Source organism: Evansella sp. AB-P1, from assembly GCF_029688925.1.
Lineage (GTDB): Bacteria > Bacillota > Bacilli > Bacillales > Salisediminibacteriaceae > Evansella.
On record NZ_JARUKY010000005.1, the window covers coordinates 19,594 to 40,330 of the forward strand.

The 20,737-nt window shown below is 35.5% G+C and carries 15 protein-coding genes; 5 read left to right on the forward strand and 10 right to left on the reverse strand.

Going from position 1 to position 20,737, the window contains the following annotated elements; translation table 11 throughout:
• Positions 1-160: 160 nt before the first annotated feature.
• From QA612_RS06125 to QA612_RS06140, 4 genes are all read right to left on the reverse strand, one after another.
• A complete protein-coding gene (locus tag QA612_RS06125; protein WP_347568859.1) occupies positions 161-730 on the reverse strand; it encodes a hypothetical protein in 570 nt (189 codons plus the stop codon).
• Positions 731-889: 159 nt separating this feature from the next.
• Positions 890-2,242, reverse strand: a complete 1,353-nt coding sequence (locus QA612_RS06130) for a bifunctional folylpolyglutamate synthase/dihydrofolate synthase (RefSeq protein WP_278282897.1) — start codon at positions 2,240-2,242, stop codon at positions 890-892.
• A 328-nt stretch (positions 2,243-2,570) separates the two neighbouring features.
• A complete protein-coding gene (locus QA612_RS06135; RefSeq protein WP_278282898.1) occupies positions 2,571-3,125 on the reverse strand; it encodes a 3-dehydroquinate synthase II domain-containing protein in 555 nt (184 codons plus the stop codon).
• A gap of 157 nt (positions 3,126-3,282) precedes the next feature.
• Positions 3,283-4,146: a GNAT family N-acetyltransferase gene (locus tag QA612_RS06140; protein ID WP_278282899.1), complete on the reverse strand. Its 864-nt coding sequence runs from the start codon at positions 4,144-4,146 to the stop codon at positions 3,283-3,285.
• 190 nt (positions 4,147-4,336) lie between these two features.
• Between QA612_RS06140 and QA612_RS06145 the strand changes: the two genes are divergently transcribed.
• Positions 4,337-4,609 (forward strand): DUF1292 domain-containing protein, encoded by a 273-nt coding sequence (locus tag QA612_RS06145; RefSeq protein WP_278283099.1) that lies wholly within the window; start codon positions 4,337-4,339, stop codon positions 4,607-4,609.
• Positions 4,610-4,837: 228 nt separating this feature from the next.
• On the opposite strand, the gene ilvD is transcribed toward QA612_RS06145, so the two are convergent.
• The 5 genes from ilvD to QA612_RS06170 all read right to left on the reverse strand — a co-directional run bounded on the left by ilvD (position 4,838) and on the right by QA612_RS06170 (position 11,915).
• A complete protein-coding gene (gene ilvD / locus QA612_RS06150; RefSeq protein ID WP_278282900.1) occupies positions 4,838-6,505 on the reverse strand; it encodes a dihydroxy-acid dehydratase in 1,668 nt (555 codons plus the stop codon).
• Positions 6,506-6,642: 137 nt separating this feature from the next.
• Entirely contained in the window at positions 6,643-8,124 is a 1,482-nt protein-coding gene (locus QA612_RS06155) for a protein adenylyltransferase SelO (protein WP_278282901.1), read from the reverse strand.
• Positions 8,125-8,285: 161 nt separating this feature from the next.
• Positions 8,286-8,612: a nitrite reductase small subunit NirD gene (gene nirD, locus QA612_RS06160; protein ID WP_278282902.1), complete on the reverse strand. Its 327-nt coding sequence runs from the start codon at positions 8,610-8,612 to the stop codon at positions 8,286-8,288.
• Between the two features lie 17 nt (positions 8,613-8,629).
• On the reverse strand, positions 8,630-11,053 hold the full coding sequence (nirB, locus tag QA612_RS06165) for a nitrite reductase large subunit NirB (protein ID WP_278282903.1): 2,424 nt from the start codon (positions 11,051-11,053) through the stop codon (positions 8,630-8,632).
• A gap of 28 nt (positions 11,054-11,081) precedes the next feature.
• Positions 11,082-11,915: a formate/nitrite transporter family protein gene (locus QA612_RS06170; RefSeq protein ID WP_278282904.1), complete on the reverse strand. Its 834-nt coding sequence runs from the start codon at positions 11,913-11,915 to the stop codon at positions 11,082-11,084.
• A gap of 629 nt (positions 11,916-12,544) precedes the next feature.
• On the opposite strand from QA612_RS06170, the gene QA612_RS06175 reads away from it, so the two are divergent.
• Both QA612_RS06175 and QA612_RS06180 read left to right on the forward strand, forming a co-directional pair.
• Entirely contained in the window at positions 12,545-13,129 is a 585-nt protein-coding gene (locus QA612_RS06175) for a hypothetical protein (protein WP_278282905.1), read from the forward strand.
• A 27-nt stretch (positions 13,130-13,156) separates the two neighbouring features.
• Complete coding sequence (locus QA612_RS06180) at positions 13,157-16,687, forward strand: ankyrin repeat domain-containing protein (RefSeq protein ID WP_278282906.1); 3,531 nt, start codon at positions 13,157-13,159, stop codon at positions 16,685-16,687.
• Between the two features lie 125 nt (positions 16,688-16,812).
• Here QA612_RS06180 and QA612_RS06185 read toward each other — a convergent pair whose 3' ends face one another.
• Positions 16,813-18,435 carry a Na/Pi cotransporter family protein gene (locus tag QA612_RS06185; RefSeq protein ID WP_278282907.1) on the reverse strand — a complete coding sequence of 541 codons (1,623 nt, stop codon included), beginning with the start codon at positions 18,433-18,435 and terminating at the stop codon, positions 16,813-16,815.
• Between the two features lie 351 nt (positions 18,436-18,786).
• Here QA612_RS06185 and hprK point away from each other — a divergent pair, with 351 nt between their 5' ends.
• Complete coding sequence (gene hprK, locus QA612_RS06190) at positions 18,787-19,722, forward strand: HPr(Ser) kinase/phosphatase (protein WP_278282908.1); 936 nt, start codon at positions 18,787-18,789, stop codon at positions 19,720-19,722.
• A gap of 257 nt (positions 19,723-19,979) precedes the next feature.
• A complete protein-coding gene (locus QA612_RS06195; RefSeq protein WP_278282909.1) occupies positions 19,980-20,528 on the forward strand; it encodes a GNAT family N-acetyltransferase in 549 nt (182 codons plus the stop codon).
• Positions 20,529-20,737 lie beyond the last annotated feature (209 nt).

Sequence of the window (20,737 nt, forward strand, 5' to 3'; positions counted from 1 at the left end):
ATTTTTGTTCAATGCAAAAAATCTTCCATGTTGTGTTAGTAAAATGTTAACGGGAAAACATGGATGAAACTCTATAACAAATAGTAGAACAGCTCTTTCAACTCTGAAAATAGCTGTTCTACTATACTTTTCCAATCGACACTATTTTATAAATCTCTTCTTAATAGCATTGGAAGGATGATATTTGCCTAAGATCTATTCCAAAATACACCCATGAAAAGCCGTTCCATCGATATCCTGCTATAGACCTTCGCCCTACATACACTGGATAAAACCAAAACTGTTGTCTGTTTATTAACCAAACATAAGTGTATCTGTACATGCATCGACGTATAGCTCCAGGATCAACTGCCATAACACCAACATTACTAGATGGTGTTGGAATAGAGGCTGGAGGTGGCGCAGTTGGAGGTCCCCCAATTGGCCCTTGACCTGGTGGACCAAACGGTGGTGCAGTTGGTGCTCCCCATGGCGGTTGTCCTGGCATTCCAGTTGGTGGTGGCATTGTTGGTAAGCCTGGTGTTCCAAACGCCCCACCTAGTCCAAAAGGAAATCCAAATAATCCAGCTCCGCCACCTAAAAATGGCCCGAAAATTGGAAGCTGTCTTTGCTGCTGATCATTTAAATTGTGTTCAGGCATTTGTCTACTGTATGTTACTCCACTCTCAGATGAATCATGGTAAACTCGATCGTCAAAAAAATGCTGTTGGTTTACTTCGTATGGATTCAACGAAAACCCTTCCTCTCGTTAGGTATTACCCCGTTTATCCATATCATCCTATGCAGGCGAATGAACAAAAAAACTTGTACTGACATAAATAGGCTTTTGATTATATCTAGTAGAACTTTCCATTTAGAAGTAGGAACTACGACTTGTTTTTCCTACGTACTACTTACCTATATCTAACAAAGAGTGTCCTAATATTCTTTTGGCATTGCCTATTAAAGTTTGAGTTCCTACAATCAAAATAATATCTTCTTTATTAAAGGTTAAGGCATAATCAAAAGCGTCCTTCAACAAAGGAATCTCCTTGCTTTTTTGATGTAATTTTTGAGCATATTCTAAAGCATCTTCTGGGAACTTTAAATGACTTATATCTGGTTTTGTTATTATAAGTTCATTAGAAATTTCGCTTAATATCTTCATTACTCCTAGATAGTCTTTATCTTTTGGTACACCAACGATAGTAATGATATTTTTATTTTCTATGTTATCAATAAGCTTTATTACGTTCTTTATATATCTTGCGGAAGATTCATTAATTGCACCGTCTAAAATTATTGTTGGTAAATGATGACTAACCTCACACCTTCCTGGCCATTTAATATTTTGGAAGCACTTTTTTACAACTTGTTCATTTAATTTTTTTCCTATAATATCCTCACAAGCCTTTATTGCAACAGCACCATTCACTCCTTGAAACTCACCTAATAATGGAACATTTATGTTTTTATAGCTTCCCTTTGTTGTTTGCACATCAAAAATAGTACCCTTTTGTTCCATTTTTATATTAGTTGCCATAAAGCTTTCATCGTAATAAAAAGTTGCTGCATGGTTTTTCATCGTAGCTTTAATTGTTTGTAAAACTTCTTGCGATTGTTTATTTATATAGGCACCAGTTGTTTTATTCTTTATAATGCCTAACTTATGAGCAACAATATCGTTAAGTTCTGGTCCAAGATTTTCTTTATGCTCTAGCATAATAGGTGTAATTACTGCCCATTCATTATTCAAAACGTTTGTGTCATCATATTTCCCACCGCGACCACACTCTATTACATTTATATCTGTTTTGTTTTCTTTAAAGTATATTGTTGCTATCGTTAAGGCTAATCCTATTGGACCTTGGTACTGATTTGAAGGTAAATATTTCTCTATTTCTTCAAATCCATCTATAATTTTATTACTGATTCTAATAAAATCCTTTTCGGATATTGCCTTCCCGTTAATTCTAATTCGTTCATTAAAGTTTACTAAGTGAGGGGATGTAAATAACCCAACTTTATAGCCATGATGTGCCAACAAAGAAGAAATAAATCTAGAAGTAGATCCTTTTCCCTTACTACCTGTAACAATAATATATTTCTCTCCCTTATCAGGAGCACCAACATAATCAAGTAGCCTTCTTGTAAGCTCAGGCTTCTTCACTTTTTCATCATTTAATTCGTTAATATTTTTTATTGCTCTTAAATAAGAGCTATATATTAAATCCTCAGCTTCTTTTTGTGATTTGATTTTCATCATGACACCTGTTTTCTTTTATATTTGGATATGTTAAAGAATAGTGTTGATTTAATAAGAATTTGATTTTTGTAGATCATGCGAGACTCCCTGCTGGAAAAGCAATAGCTGAAGCATTGCCCGCACAGCCAGGATGGCAGGATTACACCGTTTCCCACAGGACGTGGGCTGACCTTAGGTGTAATTGGAGCATCAAGGGGCAAAAATCAACAATGAAGATTAACAGAGCCTTATATTTTAATAAAACACAACATGTTCTTACCCTCTATTACTCATTGACTTAAAAGTAAAAGCCCACAATTGCAGGCTCCTTTAAGGTTAAAACCTTTTACTTTTCTATAATGATTTCATCAATTTTATCACCTAAATGTCGACCAGGAGAATCTTGAATACACTTTATTTTATCACCTTTTTTTAAGTCTAGTACAGATACTTCCCCCTTATTCTCTTCTTCCACATAAACACTAGAGGCATTTTGTAAGGTTACTGAAATAATTTCATTCTTACTTTTACAAACCACTCTTAAAAAAGGTCTTTTCTCTATTTTTACTCTACCTACACTAAGTTCTTTTTCACCCTCAGCATTGATCAATGAAATTTTATTCCCTGGGTTTACTTCATGTAAATACAACGTTTGACCATTTTGATACAAATACTGATGAAAGGCACCACAATTAATTCGAAATGGCCGAGGAGGATAGTGTTCTGACTTACGATTTTCAGATAATACTTTAATGTAGCCATGTCCTGTATTTCCTATGTACAGACCATCATCATTGTTTAACACATCCATGAAATCAATACATACTCGCATACCTTCACCAACATCTATTATATCAATTACTTCTATATATGCTGTTTTATTTAACGTTTGACTTTCCACCAAAATCACTTCCCATTTAATTTCTATATATTTGAAGCTTTTCGTCGATTTACACCTTTCTAGAAGTTTATTAAATTCTATTCAGTATATTTCCATATTGGATTGATCCTTACTCCTATCATCTGAAAACTATTCTGCTGTGATCAAATATATATTACTACTTAGTTTTTCCATATAAAACCCATGGTGTTGGAAGTTCGAAGGAGTGTTCATTAGGAAGTGAGTTTATTTCGTTCTTTTTAATATCTATCCAAATATAAGCATCCTCTTCACTTTCTTCCGTTTCCTCTAGGAGCTTTAGGTAATCCTTTGAAACGGTTTCCCATAAGCCCTGTTGTACTCCTATATCACTCCAAGGGTAAATAACGTGTAAATAATGATTCTTTTTTTGATCCTTCTTTGTTATTAGAAACCGAGTCTTGTCATGGTTTTCATAAAAGGACCATTCCATTATTTCCTCTTCCTGAAACAGAGCATTTGAAGCAGGGAAGGAATAGTACACTTCATATGGAAAAACAGCCTCTGGTTTTACATACTTCTCTCTTAACCATCGTTTTTTTCGTTCCAATGAATGAATTGGACTCCAAATTTTAGAGCCAGACTCATGTACAATCGGAACCTGTGTAACAGCACCATGTAATGTTGTATATGTATTCAGTCCAAGTTTTTCCAGGACACGACGAGCTGGTATATTATCCTCCTGCGTATTTCCACCTACCCATTGGATCCCATTCAACTGAAATGCTTCATTCATAACATGAGTTAAAATTTTAGTTGCCATATTATTTCCTCTATACCGGCGATCACTTCGCAAACGTCCTAACATAGCATAATAACCAGCAAAAACAGTATACCCCCCCATGCTGATTAATTTGTTACCTATGAATAAACCGTACAAGCGATGATTTCCTGTTGTGAGTCTCTCAAATATTCGTAAAATATAATCATCTTTTATTCCTGTATCCATTGCCTCAAAAAATGAGTAATCTCCTTTGTGTAGCTGCCTAATTTCCTTGTTCATTTTCATCACCTACTATTACTAATTACTATTGTATTCAATTATAAATGGAACAAGGAACAGATAAAACTTAAACGCTTATACAAAGGAATATTTCCTATATATAATCAAAAATTTATAGCGTATAAATCTCTTATAATCCACTAATAATAGGAGGATGATTAATAACATAAAAGTAATAGGAGATGATCAAATGGAAACGATTGAGGTTGGAGAAGTATTTACGATTAGTGATGATAACAATGAGGACCAGGAAGTGGAAGTACTAGCTTTAATGACAATGGAAAATAGGAATTATGTTGCAGTTAGCTTTGTTGAAGACTTAGAAGATCAAGGAAATGAAGACATGGATGTATTTTTCTTGAAAGTAGAGGAAGATGGTAGCTTTTCTGCTATTGAAAGTGATGAAGAATTTAATAAAGTTACTCACGCCTTTGATGAACAGATGGAAGAGGTGAATGAGTAGTAAGCTCCCTTTGACGATACCCCCCACTGCAACTGTTAAACCGCAATGGGGGATTTTTGCATTGATTTTAGAAAAACAAATCGAAGAAACGGGCCAAAAAACCTTTTTTCTTCACCTTCATCATTTGTTTCTACTTCTTCTAATTATAAACTTTATGTTTTAATGATAAATTGATTGACTGTATGAATAGATCTCAAACAATCGTGAAAATTTGTCCATTTATCACGTTTAATCTGTAATTGCACCCTTTGAAGCAGAGGCTACCGAACGAGCATATTTAGCTAGAGTCCCTCTTAAATTTTGTTCAGGAGCCGTCCAGTTTTTTGCTCTATCTTTAAATTCTTCTTCCGAAACATCGACAGTGAGTTCTTGTGTTTCACTATCGATTGTTATCATGTCCCCTTCTCTAATTAATGCAATAGGTCCGCCAGCTTGTGCTTCAGGTGAAATATGACCGACAACTAATCCATGAGTTCCACCAGAGAAACGACCATCGGTGATTAATCCAACCTTTTCTCCAAGTCCTTTCCCAACTACAATAGCGGTTATAGACAACATCTCTGCCATACCTGGGCCACCCTTTGGACCGACATACCTAATTACAATAATATCCCCTGAATTAATTTCATTATTTAATACCGCATCTGTAGCCTCCTGCTCCGAATCAAATACACGGGCAGGTCCTGTTATTGATTTTATTTTTAAGCCCGACATTTTCGCTACTGCCCCCTCTGGAGCAAGATTTCCCTTTAAGATAACTAGCGGTCCTGTTTTTCGCTTCGGATTTTCAAAGGAAATAATGCCTTGTCCTTCTTTTAAATGAGGAACTTCGGCCAGGTTTTCTTCGATTGTCTTTCCTGTTACGGTCATACAATCTCCATGTAGCAGTCCTTTTTCTAATAATAGCTTCATCACTGCTGGTACACCACCGATTTCTGATAAATCCCCCATAACATAGCGTCCACTTGGTTTTAAATCGGCAATATGAGGAACATGTTGACGAATACGTTCAAAATCGTCTATGTCCAACGGAACATCAACAGTATGTGCAATTGCTAGTAAATGGAGTACCGCATTCGTGGAACCTCCAAGTGCCATAACAACAGTAATAGCATTTTCGAATGCTTTCTTCGTCATAATATCTTTCGGAGTAATCCCTTTATTTAATAAATTCATTATCGCTTTTCCTGCCGCTTCACAATCTTCTAGCTTTTCATTTGTTTCTGCTGGATTAGATGAACTTCCAGGTAAACTCATTCCCATCGCTTCAATCGCTGAAGCCATTGTATTTGCCGTATACATTCCTCCACAAGATCCAGCGCCAGGGCATGCATTACATTCAATTTTATGAAGACCATCTCGATCAATATCATCATTGTTATATTTTCCAACTGCTTCAAAAGCAGAAACAATATCAATATCCTTACCATCTATTTTTCCAGCACGGATTGTTCCACCGTACACGAAAACGGAAGGTACATTTAATCGTCCAATTGCAATCATACAACCAGGCATATTTTTATCGCAACCGCCAATTGCTACTAGACCGTCATAATTTTGAGCTCCGATAACCGTTTCTATAGAATCAGCAATTACTTCTCGACTTGGTAGGGAAAAACGCATGCCTTCTGTTCCCATTGAGATTCCATCAGAAACAGTAATTGTATTAAATATAAATGGCGTTCCCCCTCCCTCTTTTGAACCTTTTTTTGCTTTTCTAGCTAATTCATCAATGTGCATATTACATGGTGTGACCTCACTCCACGTACTAGCAATTCCAACAAATGGCTTTTTGAAATCTTCATCACTAATTCCCATTGCTCTAATCATTGCCCGGTTCGGGGCACGATTTACATCATTAAAAACACTACTACGTTTTTTTGCATTATTTTCCATAAACAGATTCTCCTATATTAAAAATTTTGTAATTAGTAGCCTAACCAGAATAAAGATTATTTTTCTTTATTTTCCTAAAAGGCCCATGAGAGACATCTCATCCTGGGGCAATCATTGTATTAAAAATACCTTCATGATCAAGTGCCACAAAATGTTCGGTATGGACCTGCTGAAGGGTCTTGTGGTATGCAGTATTCTTCCTGTACTGCGGAATAGTTAAATGGGTCTGATAAAACATCAAGAAGTCGTTCCATCACGCTATAATCCCCTTGCTTTTCCGCTGCTTCCAGTGCTTCCTCTACCCGGTGATTACGTGGGATAACCGCAGGGTTACTATTCTTCATCAAATCATTTGATGATTCATCCGATTCTTCCTGCCTTTTTCGTCGTCCCTGCCACTTTTCATACCATTCATTAAATTCTTTCGTTTTAAAAAGCTCCATCCCCTCTAGCTTGTTTAACGTCAATGCCCGGAATGTATTTGTGTAGTCAGCTTTGTTCTTTTCCATGAGTTGTAAGAGGTCTTCAATTAAAGCTTCATCCTCCTGCTCTTCATTGAAAATCCCTAGCTTTGCTCTCATTCCTTCAAGCCATTCCTTACGATATAATTGAGAAAATTTAGATAAGGTTTCTTCTGCTATTTCAACAGCTTTTTCTTGGTCATCATGTATTAATGGTAAGAGGGTTTCTGCTAATCTTGCTAAATTCCATACACCGATTTTCGGTTGATTGCCATAGGCGTAACGGCCTTGACGATCGATGGAACTGAAGACCGTTGCAGGGTCATACGTATCCATAAATGCACAAGGACCATAATCAATCGTTTCTCCACTAATCGTCATATTGTCCGTATTCATTACTCCGTGAATAAAACCAACAAGCTGCCATTTTGCTATAAGCTGAGCCTGACGCTTTATTACTTCATTTAATAAAGAAAGATAACGATTTTCTTCTTCAACGATATCTACATTTGCAAAATGTCGATTTAGTGTATAGTCCGCTAGTGCTTTGAGGTCTTCCTTTTCACCACCTCCTGCAGCGAATTGAAATGTACCAACGCGTAAATGACTTGCAGCAACCCTAGTCAAAATAGCACCAGGTAACTCCGTTTCACGGTAAACTGGTTCGCCAGTTATAACGACTGCTAAACTGCGATTTGTTGGAATTCCTAATGCGTGCATCGCTTCACTCATAATATGCTCCCTAAGCATAGGTCCTAAAGCAGCTCGACCGTCTCCTCCTCGGGAATAAGGAGTTCTTCCTGATCCCTTCAATTGGATATCGAACCGTTCTCCTTCTGGTGTAATTTGTTCTCCAAGAAGAATCGCACGTCCGTCCCCTAGCATCGTAAAGTGGCCAAATTGATGTCCTGCATAGGCTTGGGCTAGTGGATCAGAACCTTTTGGAGTTTTGTTACCTGCAAAGATTCTTACTCCTTCCTCACTTTTTAAGTATTCTACGTCCAACCCTAATTCTTCTGCCAACGATTCATTTAAAACGATCAGTTCAGGTTCATCCACCGGGGTTGAGTCTAGCCTAGAATAAAACAATTCCGGTAGACGACCATAACTGTTATCTAAATTCCAACCTGCACTATTTACTTCTTGTTCTTTTGTCATTGTACTCCCTTTCCTTCTTCCGCTTTTTTATTTCTCTCTAGTTTTTGGATTCTGTACATGAATTATGCTTCGGAAGTTAATTTCAGGCTATACCCACAAAAACAAAAAAGAGTATAGATCTAGTTAGACCTTATACCCTTTTTTGTATATTTTACACTTATTTAATTTATTTCTATAAAAACAGTATCTTTCATTATTTCTACATGATACGTTTTTACACATCCTATGTCTGGTGCTTGCACCTGTCCATCATTCATATTAATTTTCCAATCGTGAAGGGGACAAAAGACATGCTCACCACTTACGATCCCCTCAGATAAAGGGCCTCCTTTATGAGGACAACGATTTAGTATTGCCTTAATAATTCCATCATTTTGCTTAAATAAAGCTATTTCTTTTCCAGCAATATTCACCCTTTGCCCTACTCCAACAGCTAAATCTGATACTTTAGCTACTTTTATCCTATTGATCGTACTAACTTTACTCATGATTTTCTCTCCCCTCCCTATGACAACACTTCTACTTTTTTCTTTTTAAATTCTTGCTGTAATTCTTCGTTTTCCACAATTTCCTTCCAAGGATCTTTTCCTGTTGAAAGAGCTACTTCCATTCTTTCAATTAATCCTTGACGCCCTGCTTCATCTTCAAGTACTACTTGCTTCATATGATCTAAGCCGACCCGTTCCACAAAGTGAGAAGTTCGTTCTAAATACCTCGCATTTTCCCTGTAATATTGCATGAATGCACTGATTGTATCAATAATTTCTTCCTTCGTTTTCACTTTACAGAATAGGTCTCCGCCACGAAGGTCAACACCACCATTTCCACCAACATAAAGTTCCCAACCACCATCTACTCCAACAACACCGAAGTCTTTGATACCTGACTCCGCACAGTTACGTGGACAAGCGGATACAGCCATTTTTACTTTATGAGGAGTATTAATGTACTCAAACTTTTTCTCGAGCTCAATACCAAGACCAATGGAATCCTGTGTACCAAATCGACAGAACGATTCACCTACACATGTTTTTACGGTACGAAGGGCTTTCGCGTAGGCAGAGCCAGACCTCATCCCTAGGTCACTCCATACATTTGGTAAGTCTTCCTTTTCTACTCCAAATAAATCTATTCGTTGTCCTCCTGTTACTTTTAATAGAGGAACACTGTATTTTTCCGCTACATCGGCAATCTTTCTTAATTGATCTGCATTTGTGACACCACCATACATGCGAGGCACCACTGTAAATGTACCATTATGATTGATATTTGCATGTGCACGTTCGTTAATGAAACGTGATGTTGGATCGTCTTCATTTTTGATTGGATCCACCATTTTTAAGTAGTAGTTGATTGCCGGACGACATTTAGAACAACCTTCATCGGATTCCCACCCGAGAACATTCATCACTTCACGAGGGTATGTCAGTCCTAATTCGCGAATTTCAGCTACAACTTCCTCGTGAGTTAATGTTGTACAGCTACACATTGGTTCTGGTGTATTCCCTATATCAACACCAGCAGTCACTGATAAAAGATCAGCAATGAGTGGTTTACAACCACCACAGGAACGGCCTGCTGTCATACATTGCTTCACTTCCTCAACTGATGTAAGACCTTGTTCCGTAATGGCTGAGCAAATGGCACCTTTTGTTACACCATTACAATCACAAATATTATCCTCATCCGCCATCGCTACAACTGGACTCACTTTCGCTTCTCCACTTTCAGAAGGTAACAATGCCGCTTTACTCATACCAGAAATATCTTCATCATTTTTTATCATGCTTAGTAAGCGAGTAGAATCAGATGTGTCACCAAATAGTAACGCACCAATAATCTTGTTATCTCGAATAACTACTTTTTTATAAATATTTTCGAATTCATCATGAATACGTATTGCTTTCGTATCTTTACCATCTTGGAATTGACCAGCAGAAAACACATCCACACCAGATACTTTTAATTTTGTATACACCACTGACCCTTCATAGCTATGTTCGAGTGTTCCTTTATCCGAACAAAGATTTGCTGCTAAGACTTTTCCTTGTTCATATAGAGGCGCAACAAGACCATAGGCGATTCCTCTGTGCTGTGCACATTCCCCAACAGCATAAACATTTGGAGCACTTGTATGCATATAATCATCTACTACAATAGCTCTTTCCGTTGTTAAACCAGCATCTTGAGCTAATGCCACATTTGGTTTTATTCCAACTGCCATGACAACGAGATCCGTCTCTAAGCTAGAACCATCATTAAATTCGATTCCTTGCACCCGTTTTCTACCAGTTATCTTTTTTGTATTTTTGTTTAAATGGAACTTCATCCCTTGTTTTTCTAATTCCTCTTGTAGCATTTTCCCGCCTTGCTCATCTAATTGTCTCTCCATTAGAACATTAGATATATGCACTACATCAACTTTCATATTTAAATTGAGTAAGCCTCGAGCAGCTTCCAAACCTAGTAAACCACCACCGATAACAACTGCACTTTTATATCTTTTTGAAGTTTCGATCATTGTTTCACAGTCTTTAATATTTCGAAAAGCAATAACACCTTCCTTGTCAGCCCCTGGTAATGGAAGCATATAAGCATCGGAACCAGTCGCAAAAATTAATTTATCGTACGATCGTTCTACTCCGTTTTTACTTTTAACTATTTGTCTTTCTGTATCAACGTTTGTTACTGGGTCACCCACTAATAGTTCAATATTATTTTCTTCATACCATTGATATTCATTTAGAACGATATCATCTACTGTAGAATCTCCTTGCAATACAGAAGATAACATGATTCTATTGTAATTTGGATGAGGTTCTTCACCAAATACCGTTATATCAAAACGATTCGCATCATTTTTCAAAATTTCTTCAATCGTTCTAATCCCTGCCATCCCATTACCTATAAGTACGAGTTTTTGTTTCATTGTTTACCTCTCCCTACAAAATATTTATCTATTTAGCTGATGCAATAGACTTTCTAACTGCTAGTGACGGTTTCATTTGCCCTTCTTCCTTCTTTTTATGTGGACTAATAAACCAGTACAAGCAACCTAGGAAAAGGATTCCGCCTACCATATTTCCTAATGTAACTGGAATTAGATTATTAAAATAACCTGTAAATGTAATCGTTTCTGGACTAGGGTGAATCAAAGCCAGCCCTAAAATTGCCATATTCGCAATACTATGTTCATAACCAGAAACCACAAAGGTTAACAATATCCAAAGAATAATCATAATTTTTGCTGCATCATTTTTCGTACGTAAACAACACCAAATAGCTAAACATACTAGCCAGTTACATAAAATCCCTCGAAAAAATAACTCAGATACACTTAAGCCCATTTTGTTTGCTGCTGTTACCATCAGGAAATGATCACTTCCTATATTAGAGAAAATGCCTGAGAAAAAAATTAATAGACAAAATAATGTCGCACCTAATAAATTTCCTATGTAACACCAAAACCAATTAACTATTGTGTCTCTCCATGTTGTGGCACCAGACAATGTACTCACAGTAAGAATCATGTTGTTACCTGTAAATAGTTCTGCCCCAGCAAATATAATAAGGACTAAGGCTATCCCAAAAGATAATCCAACTAATAAAGAAGCTATTGGCGAGGATAATGTAGTAAATAATCCTCCAAGAGTAAAGCTTAGAACAACAGCTAATCCTACATATGCCCCTGCTAACGATGCAGATGCGAGAAATCTCCCTTTACTATTATTTAATAGATTAACTTTTGCTATCCCCATATTCGTCAAGGTTTCCATCGTGTCTTTGTACATGAACTTCTGCCTCCAAATACCTTCTGTTTTTTTAAAGTATTACGAAAAGTAATTAATTATTTTAAAATTTAAACACTTCAATATTAAGTTAATTACTATGTTAATAGTATTTTTCTTCGTTGTGTTAGATCATGTCATTTTTTCTTACATACTATTTATCTAATAGTATTAATGATCCGAATTCTATTAATGAAGAAAATTGTTTATATTGCACAATAAGAAAGCCTCCCCTCTAAAATAGCGAGAATGGCTTTCCTTCCTTTAATCAATAAATGAAAACGATAATGTTTCATCCAAGGATAAAATCAATCCTTCAACAGATTTTTTGTTGCTATAAGATCATTGATATTAATTACTTATAACCAATGACTAGTAACTAGTATTTCTACCCAAAAAGGTTATGATGGATAAGCGTGAATATCACAATATAACCGCCCCTTCCCCATCTAATTCCCATTACACATTCTTGACTCTACTATAGGTCTGACCTTCCAATTATTTTCTGTGAATTCTTATTACAATTCAAATAAAATAAATATCTACTGTAATTTTTATATTTACTGTAAAATAAATTTATTAACTTAATTTTATTATTTTCTACTTTTCACAATACTTATGGGGGGAACAAAATGAGTTTAATAGACTTAACCTATCCACAAGCAAGTCTTTCAGAAATGTTAAAAGGTTCTTCATTACCATTAGATGGTTCCATTGCTATACCTTGGGTTGGTGATCAACTACTTATTAAAGATAAAACCGGAAATGCTATGGGGTTTGCTTTTGAAAATCAGATTGGTGGCATAAATATTACAGACCAACATATGGGAACGGAGGCCGTCACGACTGCAAATAGTATGGGTGGCCAATCCATTATGGATCAAACCTTTAATCAGCAGGCCTTTACAGTTGGTAATCCCTTTGGTGGTGCAAACTTGTATAATAGTAATTTTGGCCTAGAAGCGATTTCCTTTCAAGCACCACAAGGACATACAATGTATTCAAATGATATGGAAGTATTAGGAATTACAGAAAAATTCCAAAACTCTCTTCATTTTTCTTTTCCTAATTTCCCAGTAGCTGCACCTTCATTTCACTCATTAAACGATTATGCAACTACGAACTTTGCTGGACACAGCGATTCAATCTCATTTCTTACAGATTCTTTCCAATACAGCTTTATGGATGAAGGGCTAGGAATTTTTGATTGGTTATAATAACAGACAACGATAGGAGCAGACAACATGACTCAAGATTGGAAGAATCATTCTCATTTGCGGGATTTACCGAAACAAATCCAAGATATTCATGATGCTATTAGTACGAATTTTAAATATAATGCTTCTTTTGGCATTTTAAAGTTTTTACAAAGAAAAAATAATGAAGAAGTAGCACGCTTGGAAAAGTCTATTGAAGAAAATGTTATCTTGAAGTTAAATGATGTATTATCAAGACTCCACGATGAAGAGACCTCAAAGTCTGAACGAAATGGCCTCATGAAGGAATATTTTAGACTTATTCATCCGAAAACATTTGTTTCTCATTTAAACACTGGACTAGATGTAACTGAATTAAAAAAAGAGTATCATACCTTTCATACTAGTATGACAGAAAATTCATCTTTCCCTAGTCTTTTTACACGATACAAAGCAGCTAATGAAATATTCAATATTTATCAAGGATTATTGTATGAAAAAACGAAGGATACACTTAGAAATCTTCAGCTTCATGCAGAGCAAATGAACAGCCATTTTGTCCTACTTGAAGATCTAGGAAAGAAAAGAGGAGACAAACAGCTATTTCAGCTTGGGGCAGGATTACTTGGCTCCTTTGCAGCTGGCCCTTTAGGAGGTCTTGTTTCAAGAAACATCATTAAATCTTTTTCTAACGATGAAGCATATATTAACCATTCTTTAAATGAAGTATCTAAATCGTGGAATAAGGTTATCAATGCTTACAGAAAGCTTTTGCAGGAGCTCCGAGACTGCTATGAAGCTATCAACTCTTCCCTTTATGGTGGATTCCTTCTAAAAGTGCAAGAGGATTTAAAAAGCTTAGGATATGAGATAAGATACTTTGATGCGTTTAAAGGAAGCCTCTCTATAGGTGTAATAGATTCTGAGGAGAAACGAATTAAAAGTTGGATGGAAGATAATCGACAAGCACTTGCATTTGCACTACAACAGGAAAATTTTTTAATTGGAGATCAGCTTTTAACAGGCCTTCAGCAATATCTTGCTGCTAACGAAGCAATTAACAGCATGGAAATTGATGGCTACACAGTTAAAGAACTGGTGCAGCAAATGAGATATAACTTTTTAGTTCACTATATTGAACTAAATTTTTGGAAGGAAAGAAAGTACGAAGAGTCCCTACGTTATTATTTAAAGCTATTAAAGGAAATTCCTCAAGTAAATGTGGACAATGAAACCTTTGTTGAAGGCTTGACCATCCCCAAGCTACATACTATCTTTTTACGAATGATTCATTGTTCCGAACAGATAAAATCTACTAAAGCTAACGAAATATATAAAGCATTTTTCCATTATTATCAATTGAATAAGAATAATCAATCACTTTCCATTCAAATTGCCAAAAACTACGAACTGTTTAAAAATTTAGTAAAGATAGAAGAAAAAATAGAAAATAATGTACAGGAGAAATGCTACGACGAAATGATACAAGCATATTCAACGTTACTTTCTGACCAAGATTTAAAAAAAGATTCATTTTTGAATTATTTAGTTAGACAAAGACGAATAAAAAAGTTAAAGCTAGATCCTATTGCCACGCTATACCAACGATATAGAGAAAAATCGTATAAACATTTCTATTTGCGTTTTCGTTATGCACTTCCAATTTTACTATTATTGTTTATTAGCTGGAATGGTATGACTTTTGCCTATGCTGGTAAGCTAGCACCAGGAATTGACTCTATTTATTTTAATCATATTGAAAATAAATGGGTAAATTCGAACATAGAAAATAGTTCCTTAAAGAAGGCCCTTGATCGCCAAGATTATAAACGAGTGAAATTTCTTCTATCCATAGGTGCTGATATAAATATGGAAGGGAGTAACGGGAAAACAGTATTGGCAAATGCTATCGAAGATGATCAGTCATTGACATTCATTGAAGAACTGTTAATCATGTATAATGCAAATCCAAATGTTATTTCTGATAATAGACCTCTCCTCTTTACTGCCATTGATTTAGAAAGTGAAGAATTAGTAGAAACATTAATTCAGTTTGGAGCAGATAGCACATTAACGAGTGAGGAAGGTATGAATGCTATTGACTATGTACTCATACAACCATATGAAAATATTCATACAAGAATAATGCCCTTGCTACTACAAGGTGCTAGTGTAAAGAATGATTTTCAGTTAAGGTCAGAGTATTTACTTTGGTCCATAATAACGGAAGACGTAACGAATTTAGAGTTAATGCTACAAATGAATGGGGATGCGAATGGCACAGTTAGTGGACGACCACTTTTGTTCCATGCAATTGAACGAGGGGCTTTGTTTCCCCTTGTAGAAACTCTTTTAACACATCATGCTGATCCAAATATACCTAGTGATCAAGGGGAAAATTTACTTAGCTATACCATGCTACAGGATATTGACGTATACCACACCATACAATTGTTGCTAGACTATGGGGCAGACGCAAATGGACCAGACTTTAATGGAAGTACACCTATCATGTTTGCTGGTATACATGGAACTACCTCACTCGTTTCACTTTTACTCTCTGAAGGAGCTGATCCTGACATAGTAGATAAAAATGGTAAAACTGCTGTCATGTATGCAGCTGAAAGAGGTAGCGATTCTGTCTTCGGAAAATTATTATCGGTATCTAATATGAATAGAGATCTATTAGAAAACTGGCTTATTGATTCGGTTAGTTCTAGAAATCAAGTTCGCACAAAGGCACTTTTATCTGAAAATGTAGATCCTAATACAATTGACATAAACGGTAATCAAGCTTTATTACTCGCAGTAATGAATCAGGACTATGGGATTGTACAATCCTTAATTACTGCAGGTGCAGACCCGAACGCGATGAATAGAGATCTCGTTACTCCATTAGAATATGCAAGAGACCATCGGTTTACTGATATTGTAGAATTACTAATGAATTACGGTGGGAATTTTAAAGCTGTGGCATTAAATCAGCTTATAGGTTACTGGGTACGAGATCATGACGAAGCTGTCGTTGTGCGAATCTCTCATTCAGAGAATGGGACATTGTATGAAAGCATGCTAGAAAATCGAACTCAAACTTATCTCATTGGGAATGATTTAGAGATGATATTCCAAGGAGAATCACGCGGGGGACAGACACAGCATATTCGTTACGATCGGCAATCGGATACATTTTATAATCTAAGTGGAACATATCGTCGCTATTCAGAGGAAGAATATGATCAGCATATCCAACTTCAACAAGAGGTAAGTGATGAAAAAGTTGCACAGCAAGAAATGCTTCTTAACATGATAGGTTTGTGGGAGCCAATAGATTTTATTGAAGATAGGTCTTACATCCACATAACCCAATTCCAATCATCACCAATTATTTTAAGAACCGATATACACCGCATTCATAGTGGAAGTTATATGGTTCGAATTTCTGAATCCTCTGCTGAAATAAATGGAAATGAAATTTCAGGACTTCAAGGGGGGCGGAAGTATAGAATCATTGATCAAGATACGATTCAATACGCGGAAAAAGATACGGAATACATTACGTTGAAACGGGTGACAGAATAAATTTAGTACCTTACGTTTTACTTTATATATGAAGCAATAAATCGATAACAATCTAGAAATAAACGTAGAAAAGCCTTGTAAAGTATCTTGCAAGGCTTTTCTTACTATATATATTTCAATTAGGATTAATTTTCACTTATAACAGTCTCTGCGATATTTACTGCATGATCCCCTATTCGTTCTAAGTTACTTACAATATCCACATAAACAATCCCAGCTGAACCTGTACATTTCCTTTCGTTTAGGCGTAAAATGTGTTTTTTACGTAATTCCCGTTCCATTTTATCTATTTTATCTTCTTTTTCTAAAACTGCTCTCGCTTCTCCTGCATCATGAAGTTCTATTGCTTTTATAGATTGTTTAATGGTTGTAATGGTTAATGTAAACATCTCATCTAAATCGTTCATTGCACTTTCGGAAAATTGCACTTTATTTACTATCTGATATTCTACAAGTTCCATAATATTTTCCATATGATCACCAATACGTTCAAGGTCTCTAACATTATCCATTAATGCAGAATGTATATTTGAATCATTTACTGAAAGAGAATGGGAAGAAACTTTTACTAAGTAATCTGTAATTTTTCGATCTAAATTATTTATCGCATCCTCATATTGAGGAATCATTTCTCCGTGTTTCTTTTGATTTGTTTTTAAATACAGACTAGCTTCCTCTAATCCCTTCTCTGCTAATTCTCCCATACGTAATACTTCCTTTTGAGCTTGTCCAATGGCAATTGATGGTGATTGACGTATAAAAGCTTCATCAAGATGTACTGCTTTGTATGCAACTGCTGAATCATTACCGGGAATTAGCTTTGTTACAATCCAAGCTAATACCCCGATAAATGGCAACTGTATTAACGTGTTTGAGATGTTAAATATCCCATGTGCGAATGCAATTGTCATTTCTGGGTTAAGTTGTAACATATCTCGAAGAGTTTCGATTAAATAAGTAAATGGTCCAAGTATTATTAATACAATTGCAGTACCAATTAGATTAAATATAACATGAGTTGCTGCTGCTCTTTTTGCTGCAACGGAAGCACCTAAAGCAGCTAAAACAGCTGTAATGGTAGTACCAATATTGTCGCCAAAAAGTACTGGTAAAGCAGCATTAAGGTCCATTGCGCCTTGTCCAAACAATGTTTGTAAGAGTCCGATTGCTGCAGTAGAACTTTGAACTGCTACAGTAAAAATAGTCCCAATAAGTACACCTAATAGCGGGTTTTCACTCATAGAAACGGTTAAATCTGCAAATGCTTGGAGGTTTCTTAATGGTCGTAGTCCATCTCCCATTAAATTCAACCCAAGAAATAAAGACCCAAAGCCAAAAATAACTTGTCCATAGTTATTGATTTTACGATTTTTAAAGAAAAAGATTAATAGTGTCCCGACTGCAATAATAGGCAAGGCATATTCAGAAATTTTAATACCAATAATAAATGCTGTAACCGTTGTACCAATGTTAGCTCCTAAAATCACACCAATTGCCTGTCTTAAAGTCATAAATCCTGCATTTACTAATCCTATTGCTAAAACAGTTGTCCCTGTACTTGTTTGAAGGAAGACAGTAACAAATATACCTGCAAAAACCCCTTTTATAGGATTCGTAGTAAATCTATCTAAAAGGTCTCTAAGCCCATCACCTGCAACCTTTTGTAATCCATCTCCTAAATATTTAATACCAAATAAGAAAATTCCTAGTCCACCAATAAACATAAAAAGTAAAGTTTGTAAATCCAAGCTGTTTCACCTCTTAGTTAGTTATTATCTTATGTCGACAAAATTCAACAATCTCACTATCTATTAAACATAATAAATGTTATTAATATAAATAGAAATATAAAATACGTAAATTTTATGTAAAGGTTTTGTAAATATAATATTACAATTAGATATTCTTTAAATCTTCATCATCTCCTGTGCTCCTATAAATTGTTTTATGGTATGTTATACGTAGGTATAATTGTAAAGAAAGGACGATATAAACTTGAATTTTGTAGACACACTAAAAAATGCAGAAATGAAATTGTTACGTTTAAAAATTTTTGACTCTAAATTTCCATTTGAATTTGTTATAGGAGGTGCGTGATTGTGGAAAAAATAACAGTTAAAGATTTAGTCAATAAATTTTCATTAAAGGTATTAGCAGGAGAAAACCATTTACAGAATACTATTACGCAACCTCGCGTTCACCGACCTGGTTTAGAATTTGTTGGCTATTTTGACTTTTTCCCTATAGAACGAGTTCAAATATTAGGTCAAAAGGAAGTTACTTATTTACATAAACTAAGTAAAGAAGAACGTAAAATGCGTATCGGTAATATCGTTAATTATCATCCTCCATGCTTTATTGTAACAGCTGATGAAGATGAACTTACATATTTAAAACAGCATTGTATCGAGGAAGAAATTCCATTGTTAATTACTCAAAAGGAAGAAAGTACTTCTGAATTTATTGCTAATCTAGATGGCTATTTATCAAAAATGTTAGCTCCACAAATTTCTATTCATGGTGTTTGTGTTAATGTCTCTGGTATTGGGATATTATTACGGGGAAATTCAGGTGTTGGAAAAAGCGAAACAGCTCATACATTAATTGGTAGAGGTCACCGATTAGTTGCTGATGATATCGTTGTTTTAAAGAAAATTAGTCCACAAACCCTCCTTGGAACACATGATGAAAAAACGAGAGAATTTTTAGCTCTACGTAGTATAGGATTATTAAACGTTGTTCGTTTATATGGAAGAAAGGCATTTCAAGACGAAACCCGTATTGCTTTAGACATTAAGTTATCCAAATGGGAAAAGGATGATTTGAACAACGAATTGGATCACGACCTTCAATATACTGAGTATATGGGGGTTAGAATCCCATCTATTGAAATACAAGTTCAACCTGGTCGAGATGTAGCTGGATTGATTGAAGCAGCAGTACACAATTGGATTTTAAAGATGCAAGGCTATAGTGCAGCTGAAGAATTCATGAGTAGGATTGAGCTTGATGTTTCTGACGGAAACGCTGAATAAAAATATGAACTACTTAACTTTAAAATAATCATGGCGCAGATAGGTGGTATACTCCCCTCTTATTCTGCGTCTTGCCTCACTATCTATGAGATATAAATGATATTCAGACACATGTATCCTCCTTCCCCCTTACCTACCATCTATCATTTAATAAATCCTACGGTTAGTACTGAAAAGCAAAACGATGAAATTTTATCTTTATAATGGTAACCTTATGATTAGAAATAAAGAATGACATCATCTCAAAGGGGGATATCATGAAAATTAGACAAGCATCATCTGATGATTGGAAAGGAATTGCACGGGTACATGTTGACTGCATTCATTCAGATTATGAAGGGATTTTACCACCATCCGTTATAGAAAAGTTTACATATAAAAATCGAGAAGACCGCTGGCAAAAAGACCTTCCAAAAACGATTAGTGGTGGAACAATGAATTATGTTGTGGAAAATAATCATAATGAGATCGTGGGTTTTGCCTTAGGGGGAACAATGCGCGATCCTCGTTTAAGAATAGGATACACTGGTGAGCTATACGGAATCTATATTCATCCTGATATCCAAGGACAAGGCTTCGGTAGGAAATTATTTGAGAGTGTTGCTCAAAATATCATAGATCTTCGTCATTCTGCAATGGCCGTTTGGACCTTCAAAAATCATCCATCATGTTCTTTTTTTAACGCTTTGAATGGTAAAGAAGTGTACGAAAAGAAGACAACCATTGCTGGAAAAGAGCTAAATGAATGTGCATTTGGCTGGGATGATTTACACGTTTTTACTGATAAGTCAAAAGACTTAAACTAAAATTATATACGGTAAGTTCTGTTTCTTTATATGTATAGGATTATACAGAAACAGGAACTTCTTTATTTCCCCATAAAAAATAGGATCATTTAACATCACTCTACATCTAATAAAAACTTCAAAGGAAAATTAGCATTATATGAAGAAATAGTAATGACTAGGAGTGTTTTTATTGTCTATTTATGCATTCGTAGTAACTAAAACTAAGT